This is a genomic window from Peribacillus cavernae, assembly GCF_003989135.1.
GTDB lineage: Bacteria > Bacillota > Bacilli > Bacillales > DSM-1321 > Peribacillus > Peribacillus cavernae.
This window is the reverse complement of the sequence record NZ_RYZZ01000020.1, coordinates 13453-39774: the sequence shown is the minus strand read 5'-3', so window position 1 is coordinate 39774 and position 26322 is coordinate 13453. Positions and strand designations below refer to the sequence as shown.

19 protein-coding genes and 1 other annotated feature are annotated in these 26322 nt (G+C 43.5%); of the genes, 3 read left to right on the top strand and 16 right to left on the bottom strand.

The window, feature by feature from the left end; genetic code table 11:
• The first annotated feature begins 58 nt into the window (after nucleotides 1-58).
• Together ELQ35_RS14470 and ELQ35_RS14465 are read left to right on the top strand one after the other, a co-directional pair.
• Nucleotides 59-967: an ATP-grasp domain-containing protein gene (locus ELQ35_RS14470; RefSeq protein WP_126865533.1), complete on the top strand. Its 909-nt coding sequence runs from the start codon at nucleotides 59-61 to the stop codon at nucleotides 965-967.
• Entirely contained in the window at nucleotides 964-1812 is an 849-nt protein-coding gene (locus ELQ35_RS14465) for an ATP-grasp domain-containing protein (RefSeq protein WP_126865532.1), read from the top strand. The genes ELQ35_RS14470 and ELQ35_RS14465 overlap by 4 nt, the downstream gene beginning before the upstream one ends.
• 862 nt (nucleotides 1813-2674) lie before the next feature.
• Here ELQ35_RS14465 and ELQ35_RS14460 read toward each other — a convergent pair.
• A complete protein-coding gene (locus ELQ35_RS14460) occupies nucleotides 2675-5326 on the bottom strand; it encodes a valine--tRNA ligase (protein ID WP_126865531.1) in 2652 nt (883 codons plus the stop codon).
• 54 nt (nucleotides 5327-5380) lie between these two features.
• Nucleotides 5381-5624, bottom strand: a binding site (T-box leader).
• A 278-nt stretch (nucleotides 5625-5902) separates the two neighbouring features.
• Between ELQ35_RS14460 and ELQ35_RS14455 the strand changes: the two genes are divergently transcribed.
• Nucleotides 5903-6094 (top strand): hypothetical protein, encoded by a 192-nt coding sequence (locus ELQ35_RS14455; RefSeq protein ID WP_126865530.1) that lies wholly within the window; start codon nucleotides 5903-5905, stop codon nucleotides 6092-6094.
• A 33-nt stretch (nucleotides 6095-6127) separates the two neighbouring features.
• Here the strand turns inward: ELQ35_RS14455 and ysxE are convergent, their stop codons facing one another.
• From ysxE to leuD, 15 genes are all read right to left on the bottom strand, one after another.
• Entirely contained in the window at nucleotides 6128-7171 is a 1044-nt protein-coding gene (ysxE, locus tag ELQ35_RS14450) for a spore coat protein YsxE (protein ID WP_246026082.1), read from the bottom strand.
• Between the two features lie 125 nt (nucleotides 7172-7296).
• The gene (gene spoVID / locus ELQ35_RS14445) at nucleotides 7297-8913 is read right to left on the bottom strand and encodes a stage VI sporulation protein D (RefSeq protein ID WP_185861777.1); all 1617 of its coding nucleotides are present in this window, start codon (nucleotides 8911-8913) and stop codon (nucleotides 7297-7299) included.
• A gap of 306 nt (nucleotides 8914-9219) precedes the next feature.
• Complete coding sequence (hemL, locus tag ELQ35_RS14440) at nucleotides 9220-10506, bottom strand: glutamate-1-semialdehyde 2,1-aminomutase (protein ID WP_126865528.1); 1287 nt, start codon at nucleotides 10504-10506, stop codon at nucleotides 9220-9222.
• Between the two features lie 36 nt (nucleotides 10507-10542).
• Nucleotides 10543-11532, bottom strand: coding sequence for a porphobilinogen synthase (gene hemB / locus ELQ35_RS14435; RefSeq protein ID WP_126865527.1), 990 nt, complete (start codon nucleotides 11530-11532; stop codon nucleotides 10543-10545).
• Nucleotides 11529-12332, bottom strand: coding sequence for a uroporphyrinogen-III synthase (locus tag ELQ35_RS14430; protein ID WP_126865526.1), 804 nt, complete (start codon nucleotides 12330-12332; stop codon nucleotides 11529-11531). Before ELQ35_RS14430 ends, hemB begins: the two co-directional genes overlap by 4 nt.
• Entirely contained in the window at nucleotides 12332-13264 is a 933-nt protein-coding gene (gene hemC, locus ELQ35_RS14425; protein ID WP_126865525.1) for a hydroxymethylbilane synthase, read from the bottom strand. The genes ELQ35_RS14430 and hemC overlap by 1 nt, the downstream gene beginning before the upstream one ends.
• Before the next feature lie 9 nt (nucleotides 13265-13273).
• A complete protein-coding gene (locus ELQ35_RS14420; RefSeq protein ID WP_126865524.1) occupies nucleotides 13274-14107 on the bottom strand; it encodes a cytochrome C assembly family protein in 834 nt (277 codons plus the stop codon).
• Nucleotides 14108-14115: 8 nt separating this feature from the next.
• Nucleotides 14116-15462: a glutamyl-tRNA reductase gene (gene hemA, locus ELQ35_RS14415; RefSeq protein ID WP_126865523.1), complete on the bottom strand. Its 1347-nt coding sequence runs from the start codon at nucleotides 15460-15462 to the stop codon at nucleotides 14116-14118.
• A 433-nt stretch (nucleotides 15463-15895) separates the two neighbouring features.
• Complete coding sequence (yihA, locus tag ELQ35_RS14410) at nucleotides 15896-16477, bottom strand: ribosome biogenesis GTP-binding protein YihA/YsxC (protein WP_126865522.1); 582 nt, start codon at nucleotides 16475-16477, stop codon at nucleotides 15896-15898.
• Nucleotides 16474-18795 carry an endopeptidase La gene (lon, locus tag ELQ35_RS14405; RefSeq protein WP_126865521.1) on the bottom strand — a complete coding sequence of 774 codons (2322 nt, stop codon included), beginning with the start codon at nucleotides 18793-18795 and terminating at the stop codon, nucleotides 16474-16476. Before lon ends, yihA begins: the two co-directional genes overlap by 4 nt.
• 237 nt (nucleotides 18796-19032) lie before the next feature.
• A complete protein-coding gene (lonB, locus tag ELQ35_RS14400; protein WP_126865520.1) occupies nucleotides 19033-20694 on the bottom strand; it encodes an ATP-dependent protease LonB in 1662 nt (553 codons plus the stop codon).
• A gap of 443 nt (nucleotides 20695-21137) precedes the next feature.
• A complete protein-coding gene (gene clpX, locus ELQ35_RS14395) occupies nucleotides 21138-22406 on the bottom strand; it encodes an ATP-dependent protease ATP-binding subunit ClpX (protein WP_126865519.1) in 1269 nt (422 codons plus the stop codon).
• 442 nt (nucleotides 22407-22848) lie between these two features.
• A complete protein-coding gene (gene tig, locus ELQ35_RS14390; RefSeq protein ID WP_126865518.1) occupies nucleotides 22849-24147 on the bottom strand; it encodes a trigger factor in 1299 nt (432 codons plus the stop codon).
• Between the two features lie 184 nt (nucleotides 24148-24331).
• On the bottom strand, nucleotides 24332-25360 hold the full coding sequence (locus ELQ35_RS14385; RefSeq protein WP_126865517.1) for a tetratricopeptide repeat protein: 1029 nt from the start codon (nucleotides 25358-25360) through the stop codon (nucleotides 24332-24334).
• 336 nt (nucleotides 25361-25696) lie between these two features.
• Nucleotides 25697-26290, bottom strand: a complete 594-nt coding sequence (leuD, locus tag ELQ35_RS14380) for a 3-isopropylmalate dehydratase small subunit (protein ID WP_126865516.1) — start codon at nucleotides 26288-26290, stop codon at nucleotides 25697-25699.
• Nucleotides 26291-26322 lie beyond the last annotated feature (32 nt).

Here is a 26322-nt window from a genome sequence, read left to right as displayed (position 1 = left end):
CAATTTATTTTATCAATACATAATCGATTTACCTAGCAAAAAAAGGAGGGATGCCTGTATGAGTGAAAAAATAAGCTGTTGGATCATCGTAAACGGTTACTTGCAGCAAAAAAAGTTTTCCGACCTGGCTCTATTTATGAAGGAAGCTGCAGATAGAAAAAAGGTTAGGGCAAGGATTGTCCGCAATACCGAATTAACCCCCGTGCTAAAGGATGGAATGGCGGAATTAAAAGGCAGCCTCTCCGGATCGCTTCCCGATTTTATTATTTTCATGGACAAGGATATTCACCTGGCCCGCCATTTAGAGAGGATCGGCGTGCCTGTATATAACAGCAGCGCGGCGATTGAAGTATGCGACAGCAAGGCGAAAACACATCAGGCTCTCGCCAACCAAGGAATACCGATGCCGAGGACCGTCTTTCCGCCATTTACATATGAAGGGATAGAGCGGGAGCATTTTGAGCCATTCAAGGAGATCGGAAAATACCTCGGTTATCCGTTGGTGGTAAAAGAAGCTTATGGCTCCTTTGGCCAGGAGGTTTACCTGGTTGAGAGCGAAACAGAATTAATTGAGATGGTAAAAAAAATTGCACACAAGCCATTTATTCTTCAGGAATTTGTGCAAAGCAGCAAGGGTAAGGATATCCGCCTGAACGTTGTCGGCGAAAAGGTTGTCGCATCGATGCTCAGGACGTCTGAAACCGACTTTCGGGCAAATGTCACGAATGGCGGCAAAACGGAAGCCTATTCTCCGACCCCGGAAGAAATCGAGTTAGCCGTAAAGTGTGCCGGCATTCTCGGAACTGATTTTGCAGGGATCGACTTATTATTTGGAGAAAGTGGCCCCTTGCTTTGTGAAGTCAATTCCAATTCCCATCTATTGAATATCTACGAATGCACCGGGGTTAATATTGCCGATTATATGATCGACTATATCTTAGAAAGACAGGCGGAAACAAAACGATGAATCCAAATGGCTGGCTGATTTATTCTTCTGAAGACGCTGTACGGAATCAGGCTTATATTGATTGGGTGCTTCAGGAAGCAAGGCATCTTGATATGAATATACAACTCTTATATCGTGAGGATTTCTCGATTGGGCATGTCAATTCGAAATTGGCTATTCTGCATCAAAGAAAAGCGATCGAGCTTCCCTCTTTTGCGATCGTCCGTACGATCGATTCACTATTTACCAAGCAATTAGAGCTGCTGGGGATCAAATGCTATAATTCATCGCTGGTTTCAGAAATATGCAACAATAAGGCAAAAACCCATCAGTATATGGCTATGCTTGGCATTCCGATGGCGGACACAATTTACGGAAATGGTGATAGTTTCGATGGCAGTGATGTCCCGTTCGACTATCCTTATATCGCCAAAGAAATCTCCGGACGGGGAGGAAAACAGGTTTTCCTTATTAAAAACGAAAATGGCGAACATGGATTGAAAGGCGCCGCAGGAGGATGGATTATACAAAAGCCAGCTGTATACGGAAAGGATCTCCGGGTATTTATTGTCGGAAAGAAAATCATAGCTGCGGTTTTAAGACAATCGGAAACCGATTTCAAAGCTAATTTTACCCTTGGCGGCAGCGCTTCGCTTTATGAGCTGTCAGAAAGAGAGAGGGACATAGTTGAAAAAATTATCAATACTATCGATTTTGGCATGGCAGGGATTGATTTTGTCTTTTCCGAAGATGGCAGCTTTTTATTGAATGAAATTGAGGACGTTGTCGGAAGCAGGACGTTAAGTGCCCTGTCAGATATCAATATTGTTAGGGACTATTTATTGCATATAAAGAGCGAATTGTAATGAAAGGGTTTAGGTTGTGGTGGAATCGTTCGGTCATAAAATTCGATGACAGAACATAAAATTGGTGGTTGGTCATAAAATCAGAGGATCCATCTTAAAATTGCTGATAGCTCATAAAATCTAATAATCGATCATAAAATCCGATAATAGCTCTTAATTTTCATTAATGGCTCTTAACTTTTATTAATGGCTCTTAAATCTTGAAAGTCGCACTTGAAACCCCATAATAGGCTATAAATTTGGTATAATATGGATAAAGAAACCGGGTAATCCATCATAAAATTGCTGATAGCTCATAAAATCTAATAATCGATCATAAAATCCGATAATAGCTCTTAATTTTCATTAATGGCTCATAAATCAGAAAGCAGCACTTTAAATCCTATAATAGGCCATAGATACAGGAAACTACTTCCTGAAAAATCGAATAATCCATCATAATATTGCTGATAGCTCAAAAAATCAAGTCATCGATCATAAAATTCTGCAATAGCTCTTCATTTTCATTAATGGCTCATATAATGAAAATTCACTCATCAAAACCTGGCTAATTACCTCAAGGTTGGGAAATTAAACGCCATTTTCGGATAAAAAAAGGATGAACCGCCAATGGGTTCATCCTAAAATGAGATCTTTCCTATTTTGAAAAGTGTCTAGCTCTAGCTCCCAAGCCCCCTCAGGGTCATAAGCCATCTTCCCGAGGCAAAAAGCGAAGGATCGGTCTTATATTTACCGGACTTGTACAGGACAAGGAACGCTTTGGCGGCGTTACATTCTTCGTAAGGAAAGTGTTAGCTTTTCGAGGATATCCCGGATGTTAGTCGATATTCATTCCTTGTTACAGGGCGCTTTTGCTTTTCTCTTACAGCTGCTTCAGTTCATTAATCCTGTAAATGACAGCATCCCGTTTTTCGCTGTAGTCCTGTTCCTTCGCACGTTCTTCTTCAATTACGTTCTCCGGCGCTTTTTTTACAAAGCCTTCATTGCTTAATTTCTTCTGAACACGATCGACTTCTTTGTTCAGTTTATCGAGTTCTTTTTCGAGACGTTTGATTTCTTCCTCGATATTGATTAAGCCCTGCAGCGGAAGAATCAATTCGACACCGGTAACGACGGCTGTCATCGCCTGGCCAGGTTCTTCAACCTCTGTACCGATCGTTAATTCCTCAGGGTTACAGAAACGCTCGATATAGGCGCTGTTTTTGTTCAAAGTGTTTGCTATCGTTTCGTCCTTCGCTTTCAGGATCAGCTTGATCTTCTTGCTCATCGGCGTATTTACCTCGGCACGGATGTTGCGTACAGAACGGATTATTTCTACGAGCAGCTTCATTTCTTCAGAAGCTTCTGTATCTGTAAGCTCTCCATTTGCTTTCGGCCAAGCAGCTACCGTGATCGATTCGCCATGATGCGGCAGGTTCTGCCATATTTCCTCGGTAATAAACGGCATGAATGGGTGGAGCAATCTCATCGTATTATCTAGTACATAGGCAAGGATGGAGCGGGTTGTCTTCTTGGAATCCTCTTCCTCTCCGTAAAGCGGAAGCTTGGCCATTTCAATGTACCAGTCACAGAAATCATCCCAGATAAAGTTATAAAGTACACGACCTACTTCTCCAAACTCATACTTGTCGGCAAGCCTTGTTACTGTTTCAATCGTTTCATTCAGGCGGGTCAGAATCCACTTGTCAGCTACCGATTTTTCACTGTTTATGTCGATTTCTTCATATGTTAAACCTTCCATATTCATCAAAGCGAAGCGGGAGGCATTCCAGATCTTATTGGCGAAGTTCCAAACAGCTTCTACCTTTTCGTTGCTGTAGCGCAAATCCTGTCCCGGAGAACTTCCGGTTGACAAGAAATACCGCAGAGAGTCGGCGCCGTATTGATCGATTACTTCCATAGGATCGACACCATTGCCAAGTGATTTGCTCATCTTGCGTCCCTGCGAGTCACGGACCAAACCGTGGATCAATACATCTTTGAACGGTCTTTCCCCAGTGAACTCAAGTCCCTGGAAAATCATCCGCGATACCCAGAAGAAAATGATATCATAGCCGGTTACAAGCGCCGCCGTTGGATAGTACCGTTTGTAATCAGCAGATTCTGCATCAGGCCAACCCATTGTCGAGAAAGGCCATAGCGCCGAGCTGAACCATGTATCAAGAACGTCGTTATCCTGTTCCCAGTTTTCAAGATCCGCGGGTGCTTCTTGCCCTACGAATATTTCGCCTGTTTCTTTGTGATACCAGGCCGGGATGCGATGTCCCCACCATAGCTGCCGTGAAATACACCAATCGCGGATATTTTCCATCCAATGAAGATAGGTCTTCTCAAACCGGTCTGGAATGAAATGAACCTTTTCGCTTTCGGGTTTTTGTTGAAGTGCAACTGCTTCATCAGCCAGGGGCTGCATTTTTACAAACCATTGAGTCGAGAGATAGGGTTCAACCACTGCTCCGCTGCGTTCTGAATGGCCGACCGAGTGAAGATGGTCCTCAATCTTGAAGAGGATACCCTGATCCTGTAGATCCTTCACGATTTGTTTGCGGCATTCGAAACGATCCATGCCTTCGTATTTTCCTGCTTTGCCATTCATTGTACCGTCTTCATTCATCACCAGGATTCGCTCCAGGTTGTGGCGGTTGCCGATTTCAAAATCGTTCGGATCGTGGGCTGGTGTGATTTTTACCGCACCTGAACCGAAGTCCATATCTACATAGTCGTCGCCGATTATCGGAATCTCTCTTCCGATAATCGGAAGGATGACGGTTTTTCCGATTAAGTGCTTGTAGCGGTCATCTTCAGGATGGACAGCTACGGCCGTGTCGCCTAGCATGGTCTCCGGACGTGTCGTAGCTATCTCAATATGTCCTGAACCGTCTGCCAACGGATATCTCATATGATAAAAGGCACCTTGCACATCCTTGTAAATAACCTCGATATCAGAAAGGGCCGTTTTGGTCGATGGATCCCAGTTGATGATGTATTCGCCGCGATAGATCAATCCTTTATTGTACAGGGATACGAATACTTCGCGAACCGCCTTTGAAAGTCCTTCATCCAGCGTGAAACGCTCTCTTGAATAATCAAGGCCAAGCCCCAATTTAGACCATTGCTTTCGAATATGGTTTGCATATTCACCTTTCCATTTCCATGTCTCTTCCAGAAATTTCTCCCGGCCCAGATCATAACGGCTTTTGCCTTCTGAGCGCAGTTTTTCTTCCACCTTAGCCTGTGTTGCAATTCCGGCATGGTCCATCCCGGGAAGCCATAATACATCGTACCCCTGCATCCGCTTCATGCGGGTTAAAATATCCTGTAATGTGGTATCCCAGGCATGACCTAAATGCAGTTTCCCTGTCACGTTTGGAGGAGGAATAACGATTGTGTATGGCTGTTTTTCGCCTTCGTTTTTCGCTTCAAAAAACTTTTCTTTCAGCCACCATTCGTAACGGCCTTTTTCAATTGTTTGCGGATCATATTTAGTCGGCATTGACTGCTTTTGCTCTTCCATTGATAACTCCTCCTTCATCGGCCTCTTTAGAAAATAAAAAAACCCCCTTCATCACAAAAGGACGAAGGGAGTTGTTCGCGGTGCCACCTTTTTTCCGAATAAGAATCCTGCATACAGATTACTCTTGTTCGGCTCTCAAATGAGATAACGGCTCTTTGCCGGTTTCCGCTACAAATTTGGTTCACGGAAACAACTCACAGGCGACTTCAGATCGTACCGCTTGGAAACCTCGCAGCTGACGGTTTCCTTCTCTGTAAAGCAGTAAGGGTATCTTACTATTCCTGTTCATGGTTTTAAAATATTAAAATGCTGTTAGAAGTTCAATTATATAGTACAGAATAACTTGTTATATGGTCTATAGTCAATAATCTTTTCCGTTTTTTTATTATTCTATACCCATATGTGAAAGCGTTTGTTAGGTGAAAGGCACAATTTTCTCAGGGAGGCATAAGATGCTACTACTAAGAAAAGCGCAAGCGCCTTGTAAACATGAATACTCGCGAGGCTGCTTGCCCCAGACAACTTTCAAAGTCCAGAACTATATTTTTATCTTTTAAAAAAAGGATGGATACGATCATGAAACGAAGATACTCTCCTTATGCATTGCCTCCATGGCTCAGAACAATTCGCGGCGTTTGCGGCCAATTCATCATTCCTTTTACGATTTTCCAGGCGATCAGGACTTTATTGCTTCCGACTGCAGTGGATGTCCTGTTGCTGGCAGTATTTATATTAATAGCTGTAGCCTTCCATCTTGAATGGATTTAGATGGACCGGCCGCATTTGGGCGTTTGATTTTCTTTACTCCTGCGGTTGCTCATCCTGGGCAGCCTCTTTCTTTTTCTGCTCCATTTCCTCGATTTTCGTGACGACATATTCAATATTTTTCAAAAGCCAGTATTGCCGCTGAAGCTGGCTGACATAAGCTAATTCACTTTTTCCTCCTTTTTTTTCAAAGTAATTCCTGACGCTCTGGATGGAGGATCCCGGATAGGCCAGATAACTTTGAAACAATAACATTTCTTCTTCTCTCAGCGGAAAATACGTAAGGTAATTGTAGAGCCAATTAACGTATTCATCACCCTGAGTCGGATACGTTCTTGCCGATGTAACCAAAAATGGCAGCAAATCAAAATGAGGCGGGACTATCTTTGAGTCTTCAAGATTAATAAAATGTCCATACCCTCTGTCATCGTAAATAAAGTGCTGGATCGATAGTTTACCATGCGTGACTACGGTTCTGACTTTCTCATCATCCTTTGTCTTCTCATACCACTCTTCAAGCTTTTTCTCCGCATATTTCAAAGCCTGCAAAATATCAGTAAAGTACATACAAAACAGCAGCTCAAACGGTGACATATACCATTTCTTTTCACAACTATGGACGAATTCTTCGATAAACTCACGCTGTTTTTTCCACTGTTCTGTGGTCTGTTGATAATGTTCTTCTCTATTCTCTTTATTGACCGGGATTTCCTTTACAGAAAGAGCGTGCATTCTCGCAAGTTCACGAAATAAACGCATATGGCGTTCATCCCGTTCTTCTGTTTCTTTGTCAAGCAGCCAAGGCATCAAATAATATAACTTGCCGTTGTCGAGAACAGCATATCTTCCGTCAACCGCTGGATAAATCGGAACAATCCGGTTATAGCCGCGTTGATATAAGTGCTGAATATTCCTGAAAAAATCCATTCCCGCATGGGGCGATATCGTCTTCAGCGCAAATACGCCTTTATCGCTATAGATTTTTTTTACTTTGCCGTAGTTTTCGACATAATTGACATGTAATGAATAGTACTGCAGAATGGCTTCTGCTTCCATAACCTGATTCTCGTTCCTGTTCACGAGATCCACTCACCTTCATGTGATTGGGAAATTTTTGATATATTCCTTTTCTCGGTACATTTGCACTTTTATGAAAAAATAGCAGAGCACGGCGTACGTCGTCTCTGCTATCTTTTTTTAGCCTATCATTTAAATGACATAGCTTTTGGAATGTAAAGTACCTGGCCTTCGAAGACATCGTGGCTCTGATCAAACCCATTGCGGATCAGCAGGGATTGAACGTTTACTTCATAACGTTCCGCTAATGTAGTCAGCGTATCCCCATGCTGGACAATGCAAACCTTCACCTTTGTCAGTTCCTCTTCCTGCTTCCTGCCAAAGAAATCCATAAGTGAAAGCTGTTCATCGTCTTTCTCATCCGGTCTTTCTTTTTCCTTATTCGCAGAAGAATTCCCTTTGCGGGATTTATTCTGAACAGATGGTCTGTCAACTTTTTTCACAAGGTTTAAAATAGGTGAATAATCATCTTGGATCTGTTCCTGTTCTGCCTGGACAGATGCTTGGACGGGCTCTTCCTTGATAGGCTTTTGTTCTGCCCAGCTGGAATTATGAACTGGTTTCTCCTGAACAGCCTCCTGTTCTGTCCGGTTGGAAACTTGTATAGGCTCCTCTTGAACAGCCTCCTGGCCTGCCTGGACAGGATCATAGATTGGCTCTTCCTTGACCGGCTGATGTTCGGCCTGGACAGGTTCCCGGTCTATCTCATCAGGTTTCTGTTCCTCCTGGACAACCTTCGCTGCTCCAGACTCGGGATCTTCCTCTATATAGAAGCTTCCAGGTTTGGTATCAGCCTTGGGATGAGCTGTCTCAGGCTCTTTTTGCCATTCTGGCATTTTTGTTTTCAATTCTTGATAAAGTGGCTCCAACGGAATTTCAAATACAGGGATTTCCGGTTGCTTGCTTACTAAAGTCGGTTCTGTTTCTTCTTCTCTCTCCTCTTCTGGGAACTTCTTTGCTTCAGCAAAAAACGGGCTGTACAGTTCTTCATCATCCCGTTCACCAGCGGGGCTTTCTTTCGATGCCGGACGTTCAATCCCCGCTTGATACGGTTCATCAACCTGCAGATATTCCCTTCCACTCTCCAGATCTTCAGGGGCCGCAGATTCCCCGACAGGCTCCTCTTGGCGTGAAATTAATTCTGCATCGCTATCAGCCAGACTTTCTTCATATTCGAAACGGTGAGGCACATGATCTTCGTGTCTGGGATATTCGCCTACGTAATTCTCATAGGAATATTCTTCAGACTGTTTATATTCATATTCCAGGTCGTTCTCTTCCTCGTGTTCTGCTGTTTCTGCTTGTTTCTCCCTGTATATACCTGTGATCAGCAGGTCAGCCTGAAGCTTCAGGCAATTTTTTTCAGGAAGTACATAATCGAAGGTCTGGATCTCTACATCAACATCCTGAAGCGAATTGATCCGATTATAGGGAATGGTAATATCCACCGGGAAACGGTGAAAGAATTCGTTTAAGCCATCTTCCCCTCTATCCACTTCCTGAATGGTCTTTGGATGATAATTTTGAATGTAATTCTTAATTTCAGATTCACCATTGCGCTCTTCTTCTTTGTATTCCCCGCTTAAATCAAGCGTTCCTTTAATCACTACATATTGGTCATTTTCCTGGATTGTCACATTCGGTTCCAGCGAAATGGAGTATAGTTCAGCGACTTCCTGTCCCTTCTGAAACCAAATCGACTCTTCTAATGAAAATCGTAAATACGATTGATTTTCTTTCGACAAAACAACTCCTCCTCCCTTAGAGAAAAACAATGACTATGCCATTAACAATCTATGAAGCAACAAAATCATTTATGCCATAATCCGGTTAAGGAAAAGAGGAGACAAATAAGGGCCTTTCTTCTATTCGTTGATAAAAGAAAGACCCTTGTTATATTTAGAGATAAGAAAGTATAATTTTTTCAATGTGAACTGATGTCTAGCGCAAGCTGCCTAGCCCCGACGCACAGGACATGCTAGTGCCGACGAAGACATAAGAATGTGGCGGTCTTAGATGACGTTCCTTATTACAAGGTACTTGCGCTTTTCTTATCTTAGCTTCGAAAACGCCTGTTCTGCCGCTGCAATCGTTCTTTCGATGTCTTCGTCTGAATGGGCAGTGGATAGGAACAGGCCTTCGAATTGCGATGGCGGCAGGTAAACACCCTGTTCGGCCATTTCACGATAATAGCTGCCGAAAAAATTCAAATCAGAAGTTTTTGCTTTTTCATAATTGATAACAGCTTCATTGGTAAAGAACAGGCCAATCATCGAACCGGCACGGTTAAAGGTATACGGAATGTCATATTTCTTCGCGGCCTCGCCGATGCCTTTTTCGAGCATATCGCCTTTACGCTTAAATTCTTCATAAACTTGAGGCGTTAATTGGTTCAACGTTTCGAATCCGGCAGTCATCGCGAGTGGATTCCCGGACAATGTTCCCGCCTGATAGATTGTCCCGCTTGGCGCGATTTGTTCCATGATTTCTTTTTTGCCGCCGAAAGCGCCTACTGGAAGACCGCCGCCGATTACCTTCCCAAGACAGGTAAGATCCGGATCGATGCCAAAGTACCCTTGCGCACAATTGAACCCGACGCGAAAACCGGTCATGACCTCATCAAAGATCAGCAGCGAACCGTTCGTTTTCGTGATTTCCCGAAGTCCCTCGAGGAATCCTGGCTGAGGCGGTACGACGCCCATGTTTCCGGCGACCGGTTCGACAATGATACAGGCTATGTCAACGCCAAATTGTTCAAATGCATATTTGACGCTTTCGAGGTCATTGTAAGGCACAGTAATTGTATTCTTGGCAGTTCCCTCTGGAACACCGGGGCTGTCGGGCAATCCCAATGTAGCCACCCCTGAGCCAGCTTTGATCAGCAGCGAGTCTCCATGGCCGTGGTAACAGCCTTCGAATTTAAGGATTTTATTGCGGCCTGTATAGCCGCGGGCCAGACGGAGCGCACTCATTGTCGCTTCCGTGCCTGAAGATACCATCCGGATCATTTCAACAGAAGGGACTCTGTCGATGACAAGCTGCGCCAGTTTATTTTCGATTAAAGTGGACGCGCCGAAGCTTGTCCCTGTTTCGGCTACTTTCTTTAGCGCTTCAACGACTCTGTCATTGGTGTGCCCTAAGATTAACGGTCCCCACGAAAGGACATAATCAATGTATTCATTGCCATCGATATCGTAGATTTTCGAGCCTTTGCCGCGTTCCATAAAGATCGGCTCCATATCGACTGATTTAAAAGCACGAACCGGACTATTTACACCGCCAGGCATGAGGCCGACAGCTTCCGCAAAGGCCTGCTTTGATTTTTCATAAGAGCGCATAAATCCATCCCCTTTTCATGTGAATGTATTCTCAAATTACTTCTCTTCGTTGATCCAGCGGGCAACATCCTTGGCATGATAGGTGATGATCAAATCAGCACCGGCACGTTTGAAGCCAGTCAACATTTCGATGACGATTGCTTTTTCATCAATCCAGCCATTAAGGGCTGCGCCTTTAATCATCGAATATTCACCGCTTACGTTATAGGCAACCACCGGCAGGGTAAAATTATTTTTTAGATCACGGATGATATCCATATAAGAAAGGGCTGGTTTGACAATCAGGAAATCGGCACCTTCGACGACATCGGACTCCGCTTCACGGAACGCCTCGATACGGTTGCCCGGATCCATTTGGTAAGTTTTGCGGTCCCCGAACTGTGGTGCGCCGTTGGCAGCCTCACGGAAAGGACCGTAAAAGGCAGATGAATATTTGACAGCATAGGACATAATCGGGATATCAACGTAACCCGCTTCATCCAATCCGGCGCGGATGGCTGTGACGAAACCGTCCATCATGTTTGAAGGAGCGATAATATCTGCGCCTGCTTCAGCCTGGCTGATGGCTGTTTTGGCAAGAAGGTCAAGCGAAGCATCATTTAAAATTTTGCCGTCTTCGACAATGCCGCAGTGTCCATGGCTTGTGTATTCACAAAGACAAGTATCGGCAATAACAATGACTTCCGGGAACTCTTTCTTGATGAATCGGGTCGCCTGCTGAACTAGTCCGTTATGGTCGAAGGCACCTGTCCCCTGCTCGTCCTTATCATGTTCATGCGGGACTCCGAATAGAATGACAGATTTAATGCCCAGGCCTGTAACTTCTTCCATTTCAGTCCTCAGGTTATCCATCGAAATCTGAAAAACACCCGGCATCGAGGAGACTTCATTTTTTACTTGCTCCCCATCAATGATAAAAATCGGATAAATCAGATCTTCTTTATGGAGATGCGTTTCCCGCACCAAAGCTCTCATGCTGGCATTTGAACGCAAGCGGCGGTGACGGTTAAATTGAAGCTCTTTCATGATAATTCCTCCTTCTGATTATGATCTTGTAAGTACCGTACCAAGCACTCTATCATTGCATGGGTTGTATATTCATGATCAGGGCATACATCAACGTTCAAGCCATAGCTTTCCGCTGTTTTTCTCGTGATCGGCCCGATGCAAACAATGATCGGTTTCGATGCTTCCTTCTGCATTGCAATCCTGTTCACGGCTCCCATAAAATGATCAACCGTTGACGAACTGGTAAATGTAACGATATTTATCTTTGCGGTCTGCAGCAGTTCAGTCAATTGTTTTAGACTAGTTTCCGGAAATATTGTTTCATAGATAATCATTTCCTCACAGTTCTGGCTGAACTTTTTAATTTCGTCATATATAGTAGAACGTGCGAGATTTCCTTTCACGATTAACACCTTATCATTTTGTGTAAGATGCGCGGGGAATTGTGCCGCAAACACCTCAGCTATAAATTGATCAGGCATAAAATCAGCATCATGCCCGTTTCTGGCAAGTGCTTTCTTCGTTTTATTCCCTATTACCCCTATTTTAGGCATGTTTAGCGGTGTTTTCACCTGTTGTAATTGCTTAAAGAAAAAGTCCACACCATTTTGGCTCGTGAAGACCAGCCAGTCATATTCTTCGAGACGGGTAAGCTGTTGTTTCACCCTGTCCGCATCCTTTGGCAGGACAAAGTCAATAAGGGGGACCGCGTGCGGAATCCCTCCGTTTGCAGCAATTGTCTGAATCAGGTCTGCTGCCTGCTCTTTTCCTCTGGTAACCAGGACATTATATCCTTTTAGCGGTTTGATCGCGTTCATTACTGACCTAACTCCGCTTTCACACGGTCGATCAGTTCTTTGGCACCATTGTCCGTTAAGATACGGGCGGCTGCATGCCCTAGATCCTCCGGTTCATTTCCTTCGAGTACTTCTTTATAAATCGTTTTGCCGTCCGGAGATGCGACCAGAGCGGCCAGGGTAACTGTACCATTTTCTTTTACCGTTGCATATCCCGCGATTGGCACTTGGCAGCCGCCTTCCATTTTATCAAGAAATGCCCGTTCGGCCCTGACAGCCCGTTTCGTTTCTTCGCATGTCAGCTTTTCAAGTTCTGCAAGAAGCTCATCATCGGCTTCACGGCACTCGATTGAAAGAGCTCCCTGGCCAACTGCAGGCAAACATAGATCTGTTTCTAAAAATTGTGTAACGACTTCCTGCTTCCAGCCCAGGCGGGACAGGCCGGCAGCAGCGAGAATGATTGCATCATACCCTTCGTTAGCGAGTTTTTCCAGGCGTGTATCCACATTGCCGCGGATCCACTTAATTTCAAGGTCCGGCCTTCTCGCAAGCAGCTGTGCACTGCGGCGCAGACTGCTTGTCCCGATGACAGCTCCTTCTTTCAGCTCTTTAAAAGGAATATGATTCTTTGAAATTAAGGCATCGCGATGGTCTTCCCTAGGAGGTATACAGCCAATTGTCAAGCCGATCGGCAGCACGGCGGGCATATCCTTCATACTGTGAACCGCCATATCGATTTCCTTATCAAGCATCGCCTGTTCGATTTCTTTGACAAAAAGCCCCTTGCCGCCCACTTTGGAAAGGGTCACGTCTTGAATCCGGTCACCTTTTGTCACGATCTCCTTTACCTCAAATTCAAAAGGAGCTCCAAGCTGTTTCAATTGATTAATGACCCAATTTGTTTGGGTGATCGCTAATCTGCTCCGCCGTGAACCGACAATAATTTTTCTCATGATTTCCTCCTATGTATACCAAAAGTGGAATGTTGAAAGACTCCCAAACAGGGAGAAATTAATGATCACAATCAAAAAAGAACCAATATTCCAATAAGCAAGAATCTTCCCATACATTTGTTTCCGAAGCTTTACATATAAATACACGCTATAAGCTGTTAATACAATGAATGAACCGATAATTTTCGGGTCGTACCAGAATAGATCAGGGACTTTTATATAAGCCCACTGCAAGCCTAAGATAAGCGAAAAAACAAGCATTGGTACTCCTATTACCGCAAGGATATAGGACATGTGCTCAAGCTTCGCAAGATCCCCAAGTCTCATTAGCCGTTTCCCCCACTTCTTTCGTTTGAGCAGGTCGTATTGAATTAAATAGAGCAGGGAAAAAACAAATGATAGTGAAAAGGCTCCGTATGAAAATATCGCCATAGTAATATGGATAAGCAGCAGCTCAGATACCAGCTTTTGTGCAAGCACAGCCGATTCGATCTGAACCGGTGCAAAGGTGTGAACCGCCATCACGATAAAACCGATAACGTTGGTAAAAAACACGATGAAATCTACCCGGAGCAGCCTGTTAATCACTAACGACAGAGTGATTAATATCCAGGCATAAAAATAGAGCCCTTCAAATATCGTCAGGACCGGAAACCGTCCTGTCTCCAACACATAGAGAAATAAAAAAATTGTTTGAAGAAACCAAACAATCGCCAGCAGCCAGAAGGCAAACCGATTTGCCTTCCGGTTATTATGAAGAAAATCAATGAAATATAAGAGCACACTCAAAGAATACAAAATTACCGTTGTTTCGTGCAGTCTTGTCATAAATAGTTCAAGCATACAAACCTCTAGGCCTTAACAGGAATTGACTTGAGTTTAGCAGGAACTTCCGCCTGAACTTTCACAGAAGCCGGCTCCTGGCCTTCAACCAATTCCTCTATATGAAAAATTTTCACAAAACTATCCAATGCTTCCTTAGCATCCGGATCACCCGCCAATTCTTTCGCATAAAGAACCGGATCCTTGAGCATTTGATTGATGATGCTCTTTGTATGCTTGTTTAACACCTTTTTATCGCGGTCACTTAGATGCGGAAGCTTTCTTTCAATGCTGTTCATCGTCTCTGCCTGAATGCCAAGTGCTTTTTCACGCAGAGCGGAAATGACTGGTACGACGCCAAGCAAATTCATCCACTGATTGAATTCGACGATTTCAGCTTCGATCATAAGCAGAATTTTTTCGGCAGCTTGTTTGCGCTCCTGCATATTCGCCTGAACAATTCCTTCGAGATCGTCAATATCATAAAGGAACACATTTTCATTTTCGGCAAGCGCAGGGTCTAGATCACGGGGCACCGCGATGTCAACCATGAAGATAGGACGTCCTTTTCTAAGCTTATTTACGGAATCCATCATTTCTTTGGTGATGACAAAGTCCTTGGCACCCGTTGATGTAAGTAAAATATCTGCCTCCACCAGGGCGCATTGCAGCTCCTGAAGCTGCTTTGCATAGCCCGAAAAGCGGCCAGCGAGGGCTACCGCTTTTTCGTAGGTCCGGTTTATCACGGTAATCCTGTCTGCCCCATTGCTGTGAAGGTTCTGGATCGCAAGCTCTCCCATCTTTCCAGCACCGATAATCAAGACGTTCTTGCCATTCAAGCTGCCGAAAATCTTTTTAGCGAGTTCGACTGCAGCATAGCTTATGGAAACGGCATTCGTATTGATTTCGGTTTCAGCATGCGCTCTTTTTGCGACCGTAAGCGCCTGCTTGAACAGGTGGTTAAACACTGTACCAATGGTTCCTTCGTTCTGTGCAAGCATATAGCTTGACCGGACTTGTCCAAGAATCTGGGTCTCCCCGAGAACCATGGAGTTCAAGCCGCAGGAAACCTGGAACAAATGTTCAATTACGCCATCCCCTTCATAAATGAAAAGATAGGGAGTGAACTCTTCTTTATCAATATTGAACCACTCCGAAAGGAATTCTTTAATATAATATCTTGCCGTATGCAGCTGGTCTGCCACAGCATATATTTCCGTCCGGTTGCAAGTAGAAACAATAACATTCTCGAGGATACTTTTTTTATTTTCAAGTGCCTTCATTGCCTCGGCAAGTTCGGCTTCATTAAATGAAAGTTTTTCACGTATTTCTACAGGGGCAGTTTTATAATTTAGTCCAACTGCTAGAATATGCATCCCTTTTTCGCACCCCCACAAGTAATTGAATATACACTTAAATTATTATAACACGTACGACTTATTTGAACTGAATAAAATATGAACAGTTCTTGAACTGTGTTAACATAATCATCACACTGTCCGTACATATTTCGACAATTCATACAAAATTACCATATCAAAAGTGATGAATAACTTCAAGTATTCGAACCGGCTAAAAGAAGTATTCTATTATTAGTTATTGCCATTATCACTTTATTTTATCACAGGGTCATTTCCTGGCTCGGGCTTTTGGAGAATGGCTTGAAATTTTGGGCGTTTGTATTGATTGCATCAGGCTTTTTATAAAAAAAAAGAAATGAGGACCGGGGATCACTCCGGGCCTCATTTTGTATAGTCTTTCATCATATTTAGGTGTCTAACCCGATCTTTAATCACGCTGGTACCTTTCTTACATAAATGATTTCAAGGTGCCCCACGCTTGCTCTTTGCCCTGTCCGGTTTCGCCTGAAAACAAGATCAATTGGTCATCCTGATCTAAATTAAGCGTTTCCCGGGTCACTTTTAAATGCTTTTGCCATTTGCCTTTCGGAATCTTATCGGCTTTTGTGGCTACCACGATACAAGGAAGCTCATAGTGCTTCAAAAAGTTATACATCGCAATGTCATCTTTAGTAGGGGGGTGGCGCAAATCAACAATCAAAAGCGCTGCCCGGAGCTGCTTCCGGGAAGTAAAATACGTTTCAAGCATTCTTCCCCATGCTTCGCGCTCTGTTTTCGATACCTTTGCGTACCCGTAACCTGGAACGTCAACGAAATGCAGCTGATCATTTATGATGTAAAAATTAAGCGTCTGTGTCTTGCCCGGTTTGGATGAGGTTCTGGCAAGGCTTTTCCGATTGATCATTTTATTGATAAAACTGGATTTCCCAACGTTCGACCGTCCTGCGAGGGCAAATTCAGGGATGGGCTCTGTAGGATATTGTTCAGGCTTGACTGCACTGATGACAATATCCGCACTTGTTACCTTCAAGCTTTGTCACCTGCCAATGCATGCTCGAGAACTTCATCAACATGTGAAACAAGAACAAATTCTAATTCATTTCGAACGCTTTCTGGAATATCATCAATATCCTTTTCATTATCCTTCGGAAGGATAATCTTCGTTAAGCCGGCCCGGTGAGCGCTTAATGACTTTTCCTTCAAGCCGCCAATAGGAAGCACGCGCCCCCGAAGAGTGATTTCCCCGGTCATGCCTACCTCTTTCCGGATCGGGCGTCCTGTCAGGGCCGAAATGAGGGCAGTGGCAATCGTAATCCCCGCAGAAGGACCATCCTTTGGAACAGCGCCTTCCGGAACATGAATGTGAATATCATGCTTTTCATGAAAGTTAGCATCAATGTTCAATTCCTCGGTTTTTGAGCGTACATAACTGAAAGCAGCCTGGGCCGATTCCTTCATGACATCGCCCAGCTTTCCAGTCAGCACCAGTTTACCCTTGCCCGGAGACAGTGATACTTCGATTTGCAGAGTATCACCGCCGACTGTCGTATATGCAAGTCCTGTCGCAACACCGACTTGGTCCTCAAGCTCCGCCTGGCCGTAATGGAAGATTGGCTTGCCCAGGAAGTCCACGATATTTTTCTCATTGACGATCACCCGCTTTTTCTCACCGGAGACAATGATTTTAGCTGTTTTGCGGCAGATGCTCGCGAGCTGACGCTCCAAGCTCCTGACACCTGATTCCCTGGTATAGAGACGAATAATGCTCATTAACGCATCATCACGGATCTGGAGCTGCGATTTCTGCAGACCATGTTCATTCAACTGGCGAATAAGCAAATGGTCCTTTGCGATATGCAGCTTTTCAATCTCCGTATAGCCGGCAATTGAAATAATCTCCATCCGGTCGCGAAGAGGTCCCGGGATTGTCGCCAGGTTATTTGCCGTTGCAATGAACATCACCTTTGATAAATCATAAGCTTCTTCAATGTAGTGATCACTAAAATTGTGGTTTTGCTCCGGATCAAGCACCTCAAGCATGGCCGAAGATGGATCTCCTCTGAAATCGTTGGACATTTTGTCTATTTCATCGATAAGAAAGACCGGGTTTACAGTGGCCGCTTTTTTCATGCCCTGGATGATCCTGCCTGGCATTGCACCGACATATGTCCGTCTATGCCCGCGAATTTCAGATTCATCGCGGACACCGCCAAGGGAGACTCTCACAAAGTTACGGTTCATAGAAGATGCGATTGATTTCGCAAGACTTGTTTTCCCGACGCCTGGTGGCCCGGCTAGGCAAAGTATCGGCCCTTTTAATGAGTTGGTCAGCTGTTGAACGGCCAAATATTCGAGCACACGTTCCTTGACTTTTTCCAACCCGTGATGTTCCCGGTCTAAAATCTTTTCGGCTTTATGGATATTTAAATCATCCTTTGTCGCCTTGGACCAGGGAATGGAGACAAGCCAATCAATATAATTGCGGATGACGGCACTTTCCGCAGAACTTGAAGGTACCTTCTCGTAACGGTCCAATTCTTTGAAAGCCGTTTCTTTCACATGCTCAGGCATTCCTGTGTCATCAATTTTCTCGGTAAGCTGGGCAATTTCGCCGGTCTTTCCTTCCTTATCACCCAGTTCTTTTTGGATTGCCTTCATTTGTTCGCGCAAGTAATATTCTTTCTGGGTCCTTTCCATGGAACGCTTTACTCGCTGCCCAATTTTCTTCTCTAAATTAAGCACTTCTTTTTCATTATTGATAATTTCAATGACCCGGCTTAAGCGCTTTTTCACGTCAATTGTCTCAAGGATCTCCTGCTTCTCCTTAAGCTTCAGCGGTAGATGTGAAGCAATAATATCAGCTAATCTGCCCGGTTCTTCGATATCGGACGTCGATGAAAAAGTCTCAGAGGAAATTTTCTTGGACATCTTTATGTACTGTTCGAAATATTCAAGCAGCGTTCTCATCAGTGCCTGATGTTCGATTTCTTTTTCCGGGCTGTCTTCATATACTTCAAGCTTCGCGGAAAAGTGTGTGTCATTATCATAAAAGGCATTGATTTCAGCGCGGTTCAAACCTTCCACCAATACACGTATTGTTCCGTTTGGAAGCTTTAACATCTGCTTAACCTTCGTAAGGGTACCCATTTTATATATATCATCTTCACCTGGTTCATCCAGGGATATATCTTTTTGTGTCGTTAAAAAGATAAGATGGTCTTCCACCATTGCTTTTTCAAGAGCCTGTACAGATTTATCACGTCCGACATCCAAGTGCAGTACCATAGTCGGATATACAAGCAGTCCTCTAAGCGGCAGGAGGGGGACGATGATTTCGTTATCAGCCATGCCTGACACCTCCATTAATTTATCGCATCGTCTTATCATTATCGTGTTTTTTTGCCAGCTCTTCCAGCCTTTTCACAATTCTATCCTATTTGTTATGAAGTGTCTATCTGTTTGATATGACACCTGTATTCTCCTTTATTATGTACAATATCCCGGGTGAAAGCACGCAATAAGAATTCCCATCTGCTTGATAATTTCATAAGAAACCCTCGGTTCAAAAGGAAACCGAGGTATCTCTTATACACTTTCTTTCTTGGCGTTTAACTCAGGCAGAATTTGTTCTGGAATAATATCCTTTTTCAAAGCTTTTTCAAATACTTCTTTTACGTTAGTTACCGGAATGATTTCAATTCCATCTATCTCCTGAAGAATGGACTGCATATTTTCCAGGGGGATAATTACGGCCTTTGCACCGGCAAGCTTGGCGGCCCTCACCTTGGGGACAACCCCGCCTATCGGCTTAACATTACCGTGAATGCTGATTTCTCCGGTCATCGCCACCCTATGGTCCACGGGTATTTTATAAATCGCCGAATAGATTCCTGTTGCCATCGCAATTCCCGCTGACGGGCCATCAATGGGTATTCCTCCCGGGAAGTTCACATGAATGTCAAACTGGTCGGCAGGCACCCCCATCGAACGGAGAACAGTGATCACATTTTCAATAGATCCCTTTGCCATGCTTTTTCTGCGAACTGATTTCCCGCTGCTGCCTATGCTTTCTTCTTCGACGATTCCGGTAATATTAATGCTCCCTTTTTCACCAGCTGGTATCACGGTTACTTCAATTTCAAGCAAGGATCCGCTATTCGGTCCGTGTACAGCCAAACCGTTAATCAAACCGACCTTTGGCTTATCGGCAATTTTCCGGTCCATCCTTGGTGATAATTGGCTGCTGTGAGCAATCCATTCGATGTCTTCATTCTTAATAAAGGGCCTTTCCTCAGTGATTGCAATCCCTGCCAATATTTGGACCATATTGACTGCTTCCCTGCCGTTGCGGGCATATTCCGCAATCGTATCCAGCCCCTTATCACTTATCGTCACCTTCACCTTTTCCGCCGCACCATTTGCAACTTGGATAATTTCTTTCCGATCCAATTCACGGAAAAACACTTCCATACAGCGCGATCTGATAGCCGGGGGGATTTCACTTGGCATTCTCGTTGTTGCGCCAATCAACCTGAAATCGGCAGGAAATCCATTTTTAAAAATATCATGTATATGCGTTGGGATATTCGAATTGTCTTCCTGATAATACGCACTTTCCATGAAAACCTTACGATCCTCAAGCACCTTTAGAAGTTTATTCATTTGTATCATATGCAGCTCACCAATTTCGTCAATAAATAACACTCCGCCATGGGCGTTGCTGACTGCTCCCTGTTTAGGCTGCGGGATGCCCGCCTGGCCCATTGCCCCTGCACCCTGATAAATCGGATCATGAACAGAACCAATCAACGGATCTGCAATCCCTCGTTCATCAAATCTCGCTGTCGTGGCATCAAGCTCCACAAAGATCGCAGAATGCCTGAAAGGCGATTTTGGATTTTTCTTGGCTTCCTCGAGCACAAGCCGGGCTGCTGCTGTCTTTCCAACACCAGGAGGCCCATAGATCAGAACATGCTGCGGATTCGGGCCGCATAGGGCCGCTTTTAATGCCTTAATTCCATCTTCCTGTCCGACAATGTCAGAAAAAGCTGCAGGCCTTACCTTCTCTGAAAGCGGTTCTGTCAATGAAATAGAGCGCATTTTTCTTAAGACTTCCATTTCCTTTTTTGATTCGCGGTCAATCGTCACTTTTTGAGTTCTCTGACCCTTTAACAAGTTCAAAAAATACAAACCAATCACAATCCCAAAAAACAATTGGATAAACAATGCTATACTTGTCCAGCTCATCTTAGTCCCTCCTGCATTCCCTTGTATGTAATTAGTGCTAGTATCTCCTTGGATGAGTGGAATTAATCCAACTTTTTCGGATTGTGTTAGCCAATTCATTTTCCTCTTTAATCGAATATAACTGAAAAAAGCCGCCGATAATTATCGGCAGCTTTTTTCGAATATTTGTCTGGTTCAGCATTTTCGAACTTAGAAGTTGTCAAGCCCCGACACCTAGCACCTCAAGTCATAAGCCATCTCTCTATAGGCAAAAAGCGCCTTCTTTCAGGATCTGTCTTATGCTTGTCAGGGCTGAACAGGGCGTTTACGCTTTTCTTGTTGTCCAGCTCCAACGCCCAACCCTTCGAGTCATAAGCCATCTCCCTACAGAAGGCAAAAAGCGCCTTCTTTCGGGATCTGTCTTATGCTTGTCAGGGCTGAACAGGGCGTTTACGCTTTTCTTGTTATGCTGAGGTTTTCTTTTCTTCACCTTTAACGGTCGTGCCGTCAGCCAAGACTAATTTCGGCGGCTTATTGTCTGCTACTGTTTCCGCGGTGATGATGCATTTTTCAATATCATCCCGTGAAGGCAGGTCAAACATCACTTCCAGCATGATGCCTTCGATAATGGAGCGCAGCCCGCGCGCACCTGTCTTGCGTTCGATTGCCTTCTTCGCGATTTCGTTTAGTGCGTCTTTTTCAAATTCAAGCTCTACGTGATCAAGCTCAAGCATTTTTTTATATTGTTTGACAAGCGCATTTTTTGGCTTTGTCAAAATTTCAATCAAAGCGGACTCATCTAATTGCTCAAGTGTAGAAATTACTGGAATACGGCCGATGAATTCGGGAATTAAGCCATAACGCAGCAAATCTTCAGGAAGAACCTTTGAAAGCAGTTCATTCTCCTTTACATCACCTTTTTTTGCGTTAGAGCCGAAACCGATGACCTTTTGCCCTAAACGGCGTTTGATGATCGGCTCAATCCCATCGAAAGCCCCTCCACAAATGAACAGGATATTGGTCGTGTCGATTTGGATAAATTCCTGATGCGGATGTTTGCGCCCTCCCTGAGGCGGAACACTCGCTACTGTCCCCTCAAGGATTTTCAATAATGCCTGCTGTACTCCTTCCCCGGATACATCACGTGTGATCGAAGGGTTTTCAGATTTACGCGCCACTTTATCGATTTCATCGATGTAGATAATTCCCTTTTCAGCCTTCTCTACATCATAGTCGGCAGCCTGAATCAATTTCAACAGGATGTTCTCCACATCTTCTCCTACATATCCAGCCTCCGTTAAAGAAGTTGCATCTGCAATCGCAAACGGAACATTCAATAAACGTGCAAGTGTCTGGGCAAGAAGTGTTTTACCGCTTCCCGTAGGTCCGATTAAACTAATATTACTCTTGGCAAGCTCTACATCATCGACTTTGCTATTGGAGTTGATACGTTTATAGTGATTGTAAACAGCAACCGCCAGGGATTTCTTGGCCTGTTCCTGGCCGATTACATACTCATCAAGGATTTCACGAATTTCCTTCGGTTTCGGTACATCCTTAAATTCAACTTCTTCTTCGGTACCAAGTTCCTCTTCCACGATTTCCGTGCAAAGTTCAATACACTCGTCGCAAATATATACACCCGGACCTGCTACCAATTTACGGACTTGTTCCTGGGTTTTACCGCAAAAAGAGCATTTCAGCTGCCCTTTCTCGTCATTAAATTTAAACATGAACTTTTCACCCCTTTTAAACTCTTCCATCTATACATAGTGAAGGTAATAATTCGCTAAAAGAAAAAGTTATCCTTCCAAGCAAGCATTTTTAATTTTGAAGGTATGAATTGCATTGTAGCATGTTCCAGGAAATTTTGTAACAAAAATGCTTGTATCCATGTAAGTTGTCCAAAAATCATAAGAAAAAAATCATTAATATGTATTTTGCCCTTCACCGGGATTCCCAAACCTTAGAAATAAAAAAGGAAAGAGATATAAAGTATGTATATGCTGTAATAAAAATAATCTACACTGAAATCCGGAAAAAATCAATCAGGAAATTGTCTTCTTTGATGCGTACATTCGGCTGGATCCCTCTTTTAAGAAACAGTACCTGAGGTAAAAACCTTGTTATGTATAAAACAAGGCACGATAACTCGCGCCTTGTCATATATGATATTTATGATTGTTGTGATTCAACTGTTTTGCTGTTTTCAACAAGGAATTCAATCGCTTTGCGGATTTTTAGGTCGGATTTTACTCCTTCTAAACTTCCAAGAGCATTCTTGATCATCTCCGCATCCATGTTGTACATTCCAGCCATGTTTTCCACTTCTGCATTCACATCTTCTTCGCCGGCTTCAATATTTTCAGCATCAGCAATTGCTTCTAAAGTTAGGCTTGTCCGTACACGGCCTTCTGCTTCTTCCTTCATTTGGCCTTTTAATGCATCCTCATCCTGGCCGGAGAATTGATAGTATAACTCAAGATTCATGCTTTGGGCCTGAAGACGCTGTTCGAATTCTTCCATCATGCGTCCGACTTCGTTGGTAATCATCACTTCCGGAATATCAATTTCTGAGTTCGCAGCTGCCTTTTCTACGACTGTATCCTGAACAAAGTGCTCTTGCTCATGTTTCTTATCATGCTCAAGTTTTTTCTTTGTTTTTTCTTTAAGATCAGCCAGTGTTTCGACTTCTTCATCGACATCTTTCGCGAACTCGTCATCTAATTCAGGAAGCTGTTTTGTTTTGATTTCATGAACTTTCACTTTGAATACTGCTGGTTTCCCAGCAAGCTCGGCGGCATGGTATTCTTCAGGGAATGTCACTTCGACATCTTTTTCCGCACCAGTTTCGACACCGACTAATTTTTCCTCAAAGCCAGGAATGAAAGAGTTTGAACCAAGTTCTAAAGAATAGTTTTCAGAAGTCCCGCCTTCGAATGGCTCTCCATCTACAAATCCTTCGAAATCGACGACTAGTGTGTCTCCGTTTTCGGCAGCTCCTTCTTCTCTAATGACAAGCTCTGCCAGCTTCTCCTGCTGCGCTTTCAATTCGTTTTCAACGTCTTCATCAGTAACTTCGGCATCGAACTTTTCCACTTCGATGCCTTTGTAATCACCTAATTTAACTTCAGGTTTAACAGTAATAGTCGCTTTGAAGATTAAGTTTTGTCCTTTTTCCATTTGTTCGATATCAATTTCCGGCTGGTCAACCGGGCTGATTCCTGCTTCTTCGACAGCATTTGTATATGCGTCTGGAAGAATGATATCAAGAGCATCCTGGTATAAAGACTCTACTCCGAATTTTTTTTCGAACATCTGACGCGGTATTTTGCCTTTACGGAAACCAGGTACGTTTACCTGTTTAACAACTTTTTTGAATGCAGCGTCCAAACCTTCGTTCACTTTAGCTGCCTCTAACTCAACTGTAAGAACCCCCTGGTTCCCTTCTAACTTTTCCCATTTTGCAGACATGTGTTTCCCTCCAGAAATCTATAAACTTCATGAATAAGCGGGTGGATGAAAATGCTTTGTAAGTCTTAACAAGTCATCCTTCGATTATACCCAAATCAATTGGGAATCCGTCGTTTTTTGTACGATATATATATTACAACCACTACATTATAACACAGGTTTCAAGCGTTACAACAGCTATACGTCAAATTGTCGGGTAAGAAATCTCCTCAATTTCTTTTAAATGGGAAACAAGATGCATGATAGAAGCGGCATTAATTCGATAAAGATCTGCAATCTCTTCAGCATCCGGTTTCATCCCTTGATATTCTTCTGCAAGCACCTGATAAGCAGCTGCCCATTCCTCGAAACGGTTTTCCGAAGGGTCATTTGGGTAGAAAATGAAGTTATGCCTTTCGATTAAACTTTTCACCATATCAAGCAAAGTTGGATTTTCCTGACCAAGACGCTTCTCGGCAATCTTCGTGACTTCAACGATAAATTCGCTTTCCAGTACATCCCCGAGGCCTGCCGGGATGATGGTTACCGTCTCATTAAACTTTGATACGTCTATTTCCTTGTCGTATTCCTGTTCTTTCATTATATTAATCAGCACTGTTTTATAAAACGGATTAGCCTGTTCATCAAGTAAAAACTGCCTGATTTCCGGTACATATGGCCGTATATTAACTTCAGCAAGCCTCGTAATCGTTAAAAGGATTTCACTTTCCGTTTTATCAGCGAACAAGCCGTCTGTTTCAATTTCATGGTGGATTTTTTCTTCTTTTATGATTTCCTGATGTTGTTTTTCCTCCTTAACGCGCTGGCTGAACTGAAGCATCTTTTCAAAATGTTCGATCTTATCAGGCGGGATATGATCATCCTCAAGCAAAGCTTTGATCGTCGATGACATTTCTTCATGTTCATTCAATTGCAGAAGCACCATCAAGTAAATGTTGACGACCTGAAAGTAGTCGCCGATTCCCTTGTTCAGCAGCTCTCTGCATAAGTCCTTAGCTTCTGGATATAACCCAAGCTCTACCAGGGAAACGACTAGCCCAACATTTAAATCTGGATTTTCAGGATCGAGTTCTCTTGCCTGAGTAAACAATGCAGCAGCTTCCCTGAAATCCTTTTTTGCAAGCTGATCCAATCCTTTATCCACCAATCGCCCCGCAAGATCCGGAAACAGGATGATATTATCTTTTTTCGAATGTTTTTCTTTTCCGTTCATCCACAACTCCGCCTCATGTTTCCTACATAGGAAACTTTAAATTGATTTTTATGTCGATCACTTAATTTTGGTCATCCAGCTCCGACGTACATGGACCTTCCGCTTTTGTTCCTTTAATGAAAATCAGTTTAGCACGTAATCGGGGCAAATACAAAATATACCCGGGTCCCTGGTATCCGTTTAGGGAAACGCTAAATAAAACCAGGCCGCACATAAAACATATGTGCGGCCTGGTTTTTCTCACCCTGAAAAAGTCGGAAGAAACAACTCTTTTTCGGGATTATGTTTTATCGTGCATTAGCGGACAGTAAGATCCCCACTGATGGAAGTTTCGGTTTATATAGTAGAAATCGGTCTCTCACTTTTTTCAAATTCATCAATTTGGGGGCTGTATTGCAGCGTAATCGAGATTTCATCCCAGCCATTAAGGAGCATTTCTTTCCAATAAGGATGTATGTCGAAAGAAGTCGAAAGCCCTTTATTATCAATAACGGTTTGCTCTCGTAGGTCTATCGTTAACTGATCATTTCCGGCATTATTCATTAAATAAGAGACTTTATCTTTAGTTAGCGTTATCGGCAGCATCCCGTTTTTCAGGCAATTATTCTGAAAAATATCAGCGAATGACGGCGCGATGACAATATCAAACCCATAATCCTGAAGCGACCACGGCGCATGCTCCCTTGATGAACCACAGCCAAAGTTTTCACCTGCGATCAGGATTCCAGCATTTTTATTTTGCGGCTGGTTCAATTCGAAATCTTCCCGTTCATTCCCATCCTCATCAAAACGCCAATCATAAAATAAAAACTCACCAAATCCAGTTCGTTCAATTCGTTTTAAAAATTGTTTCGGAATAATTTGGTCTGTGTCCACATTAGCCCTGTCCAAAACTGCTGCTTTCCCTTTATAGACGGTAATCGGCTTCACCCGCAGTGCACCTCCTGTATTATGTTTCATTT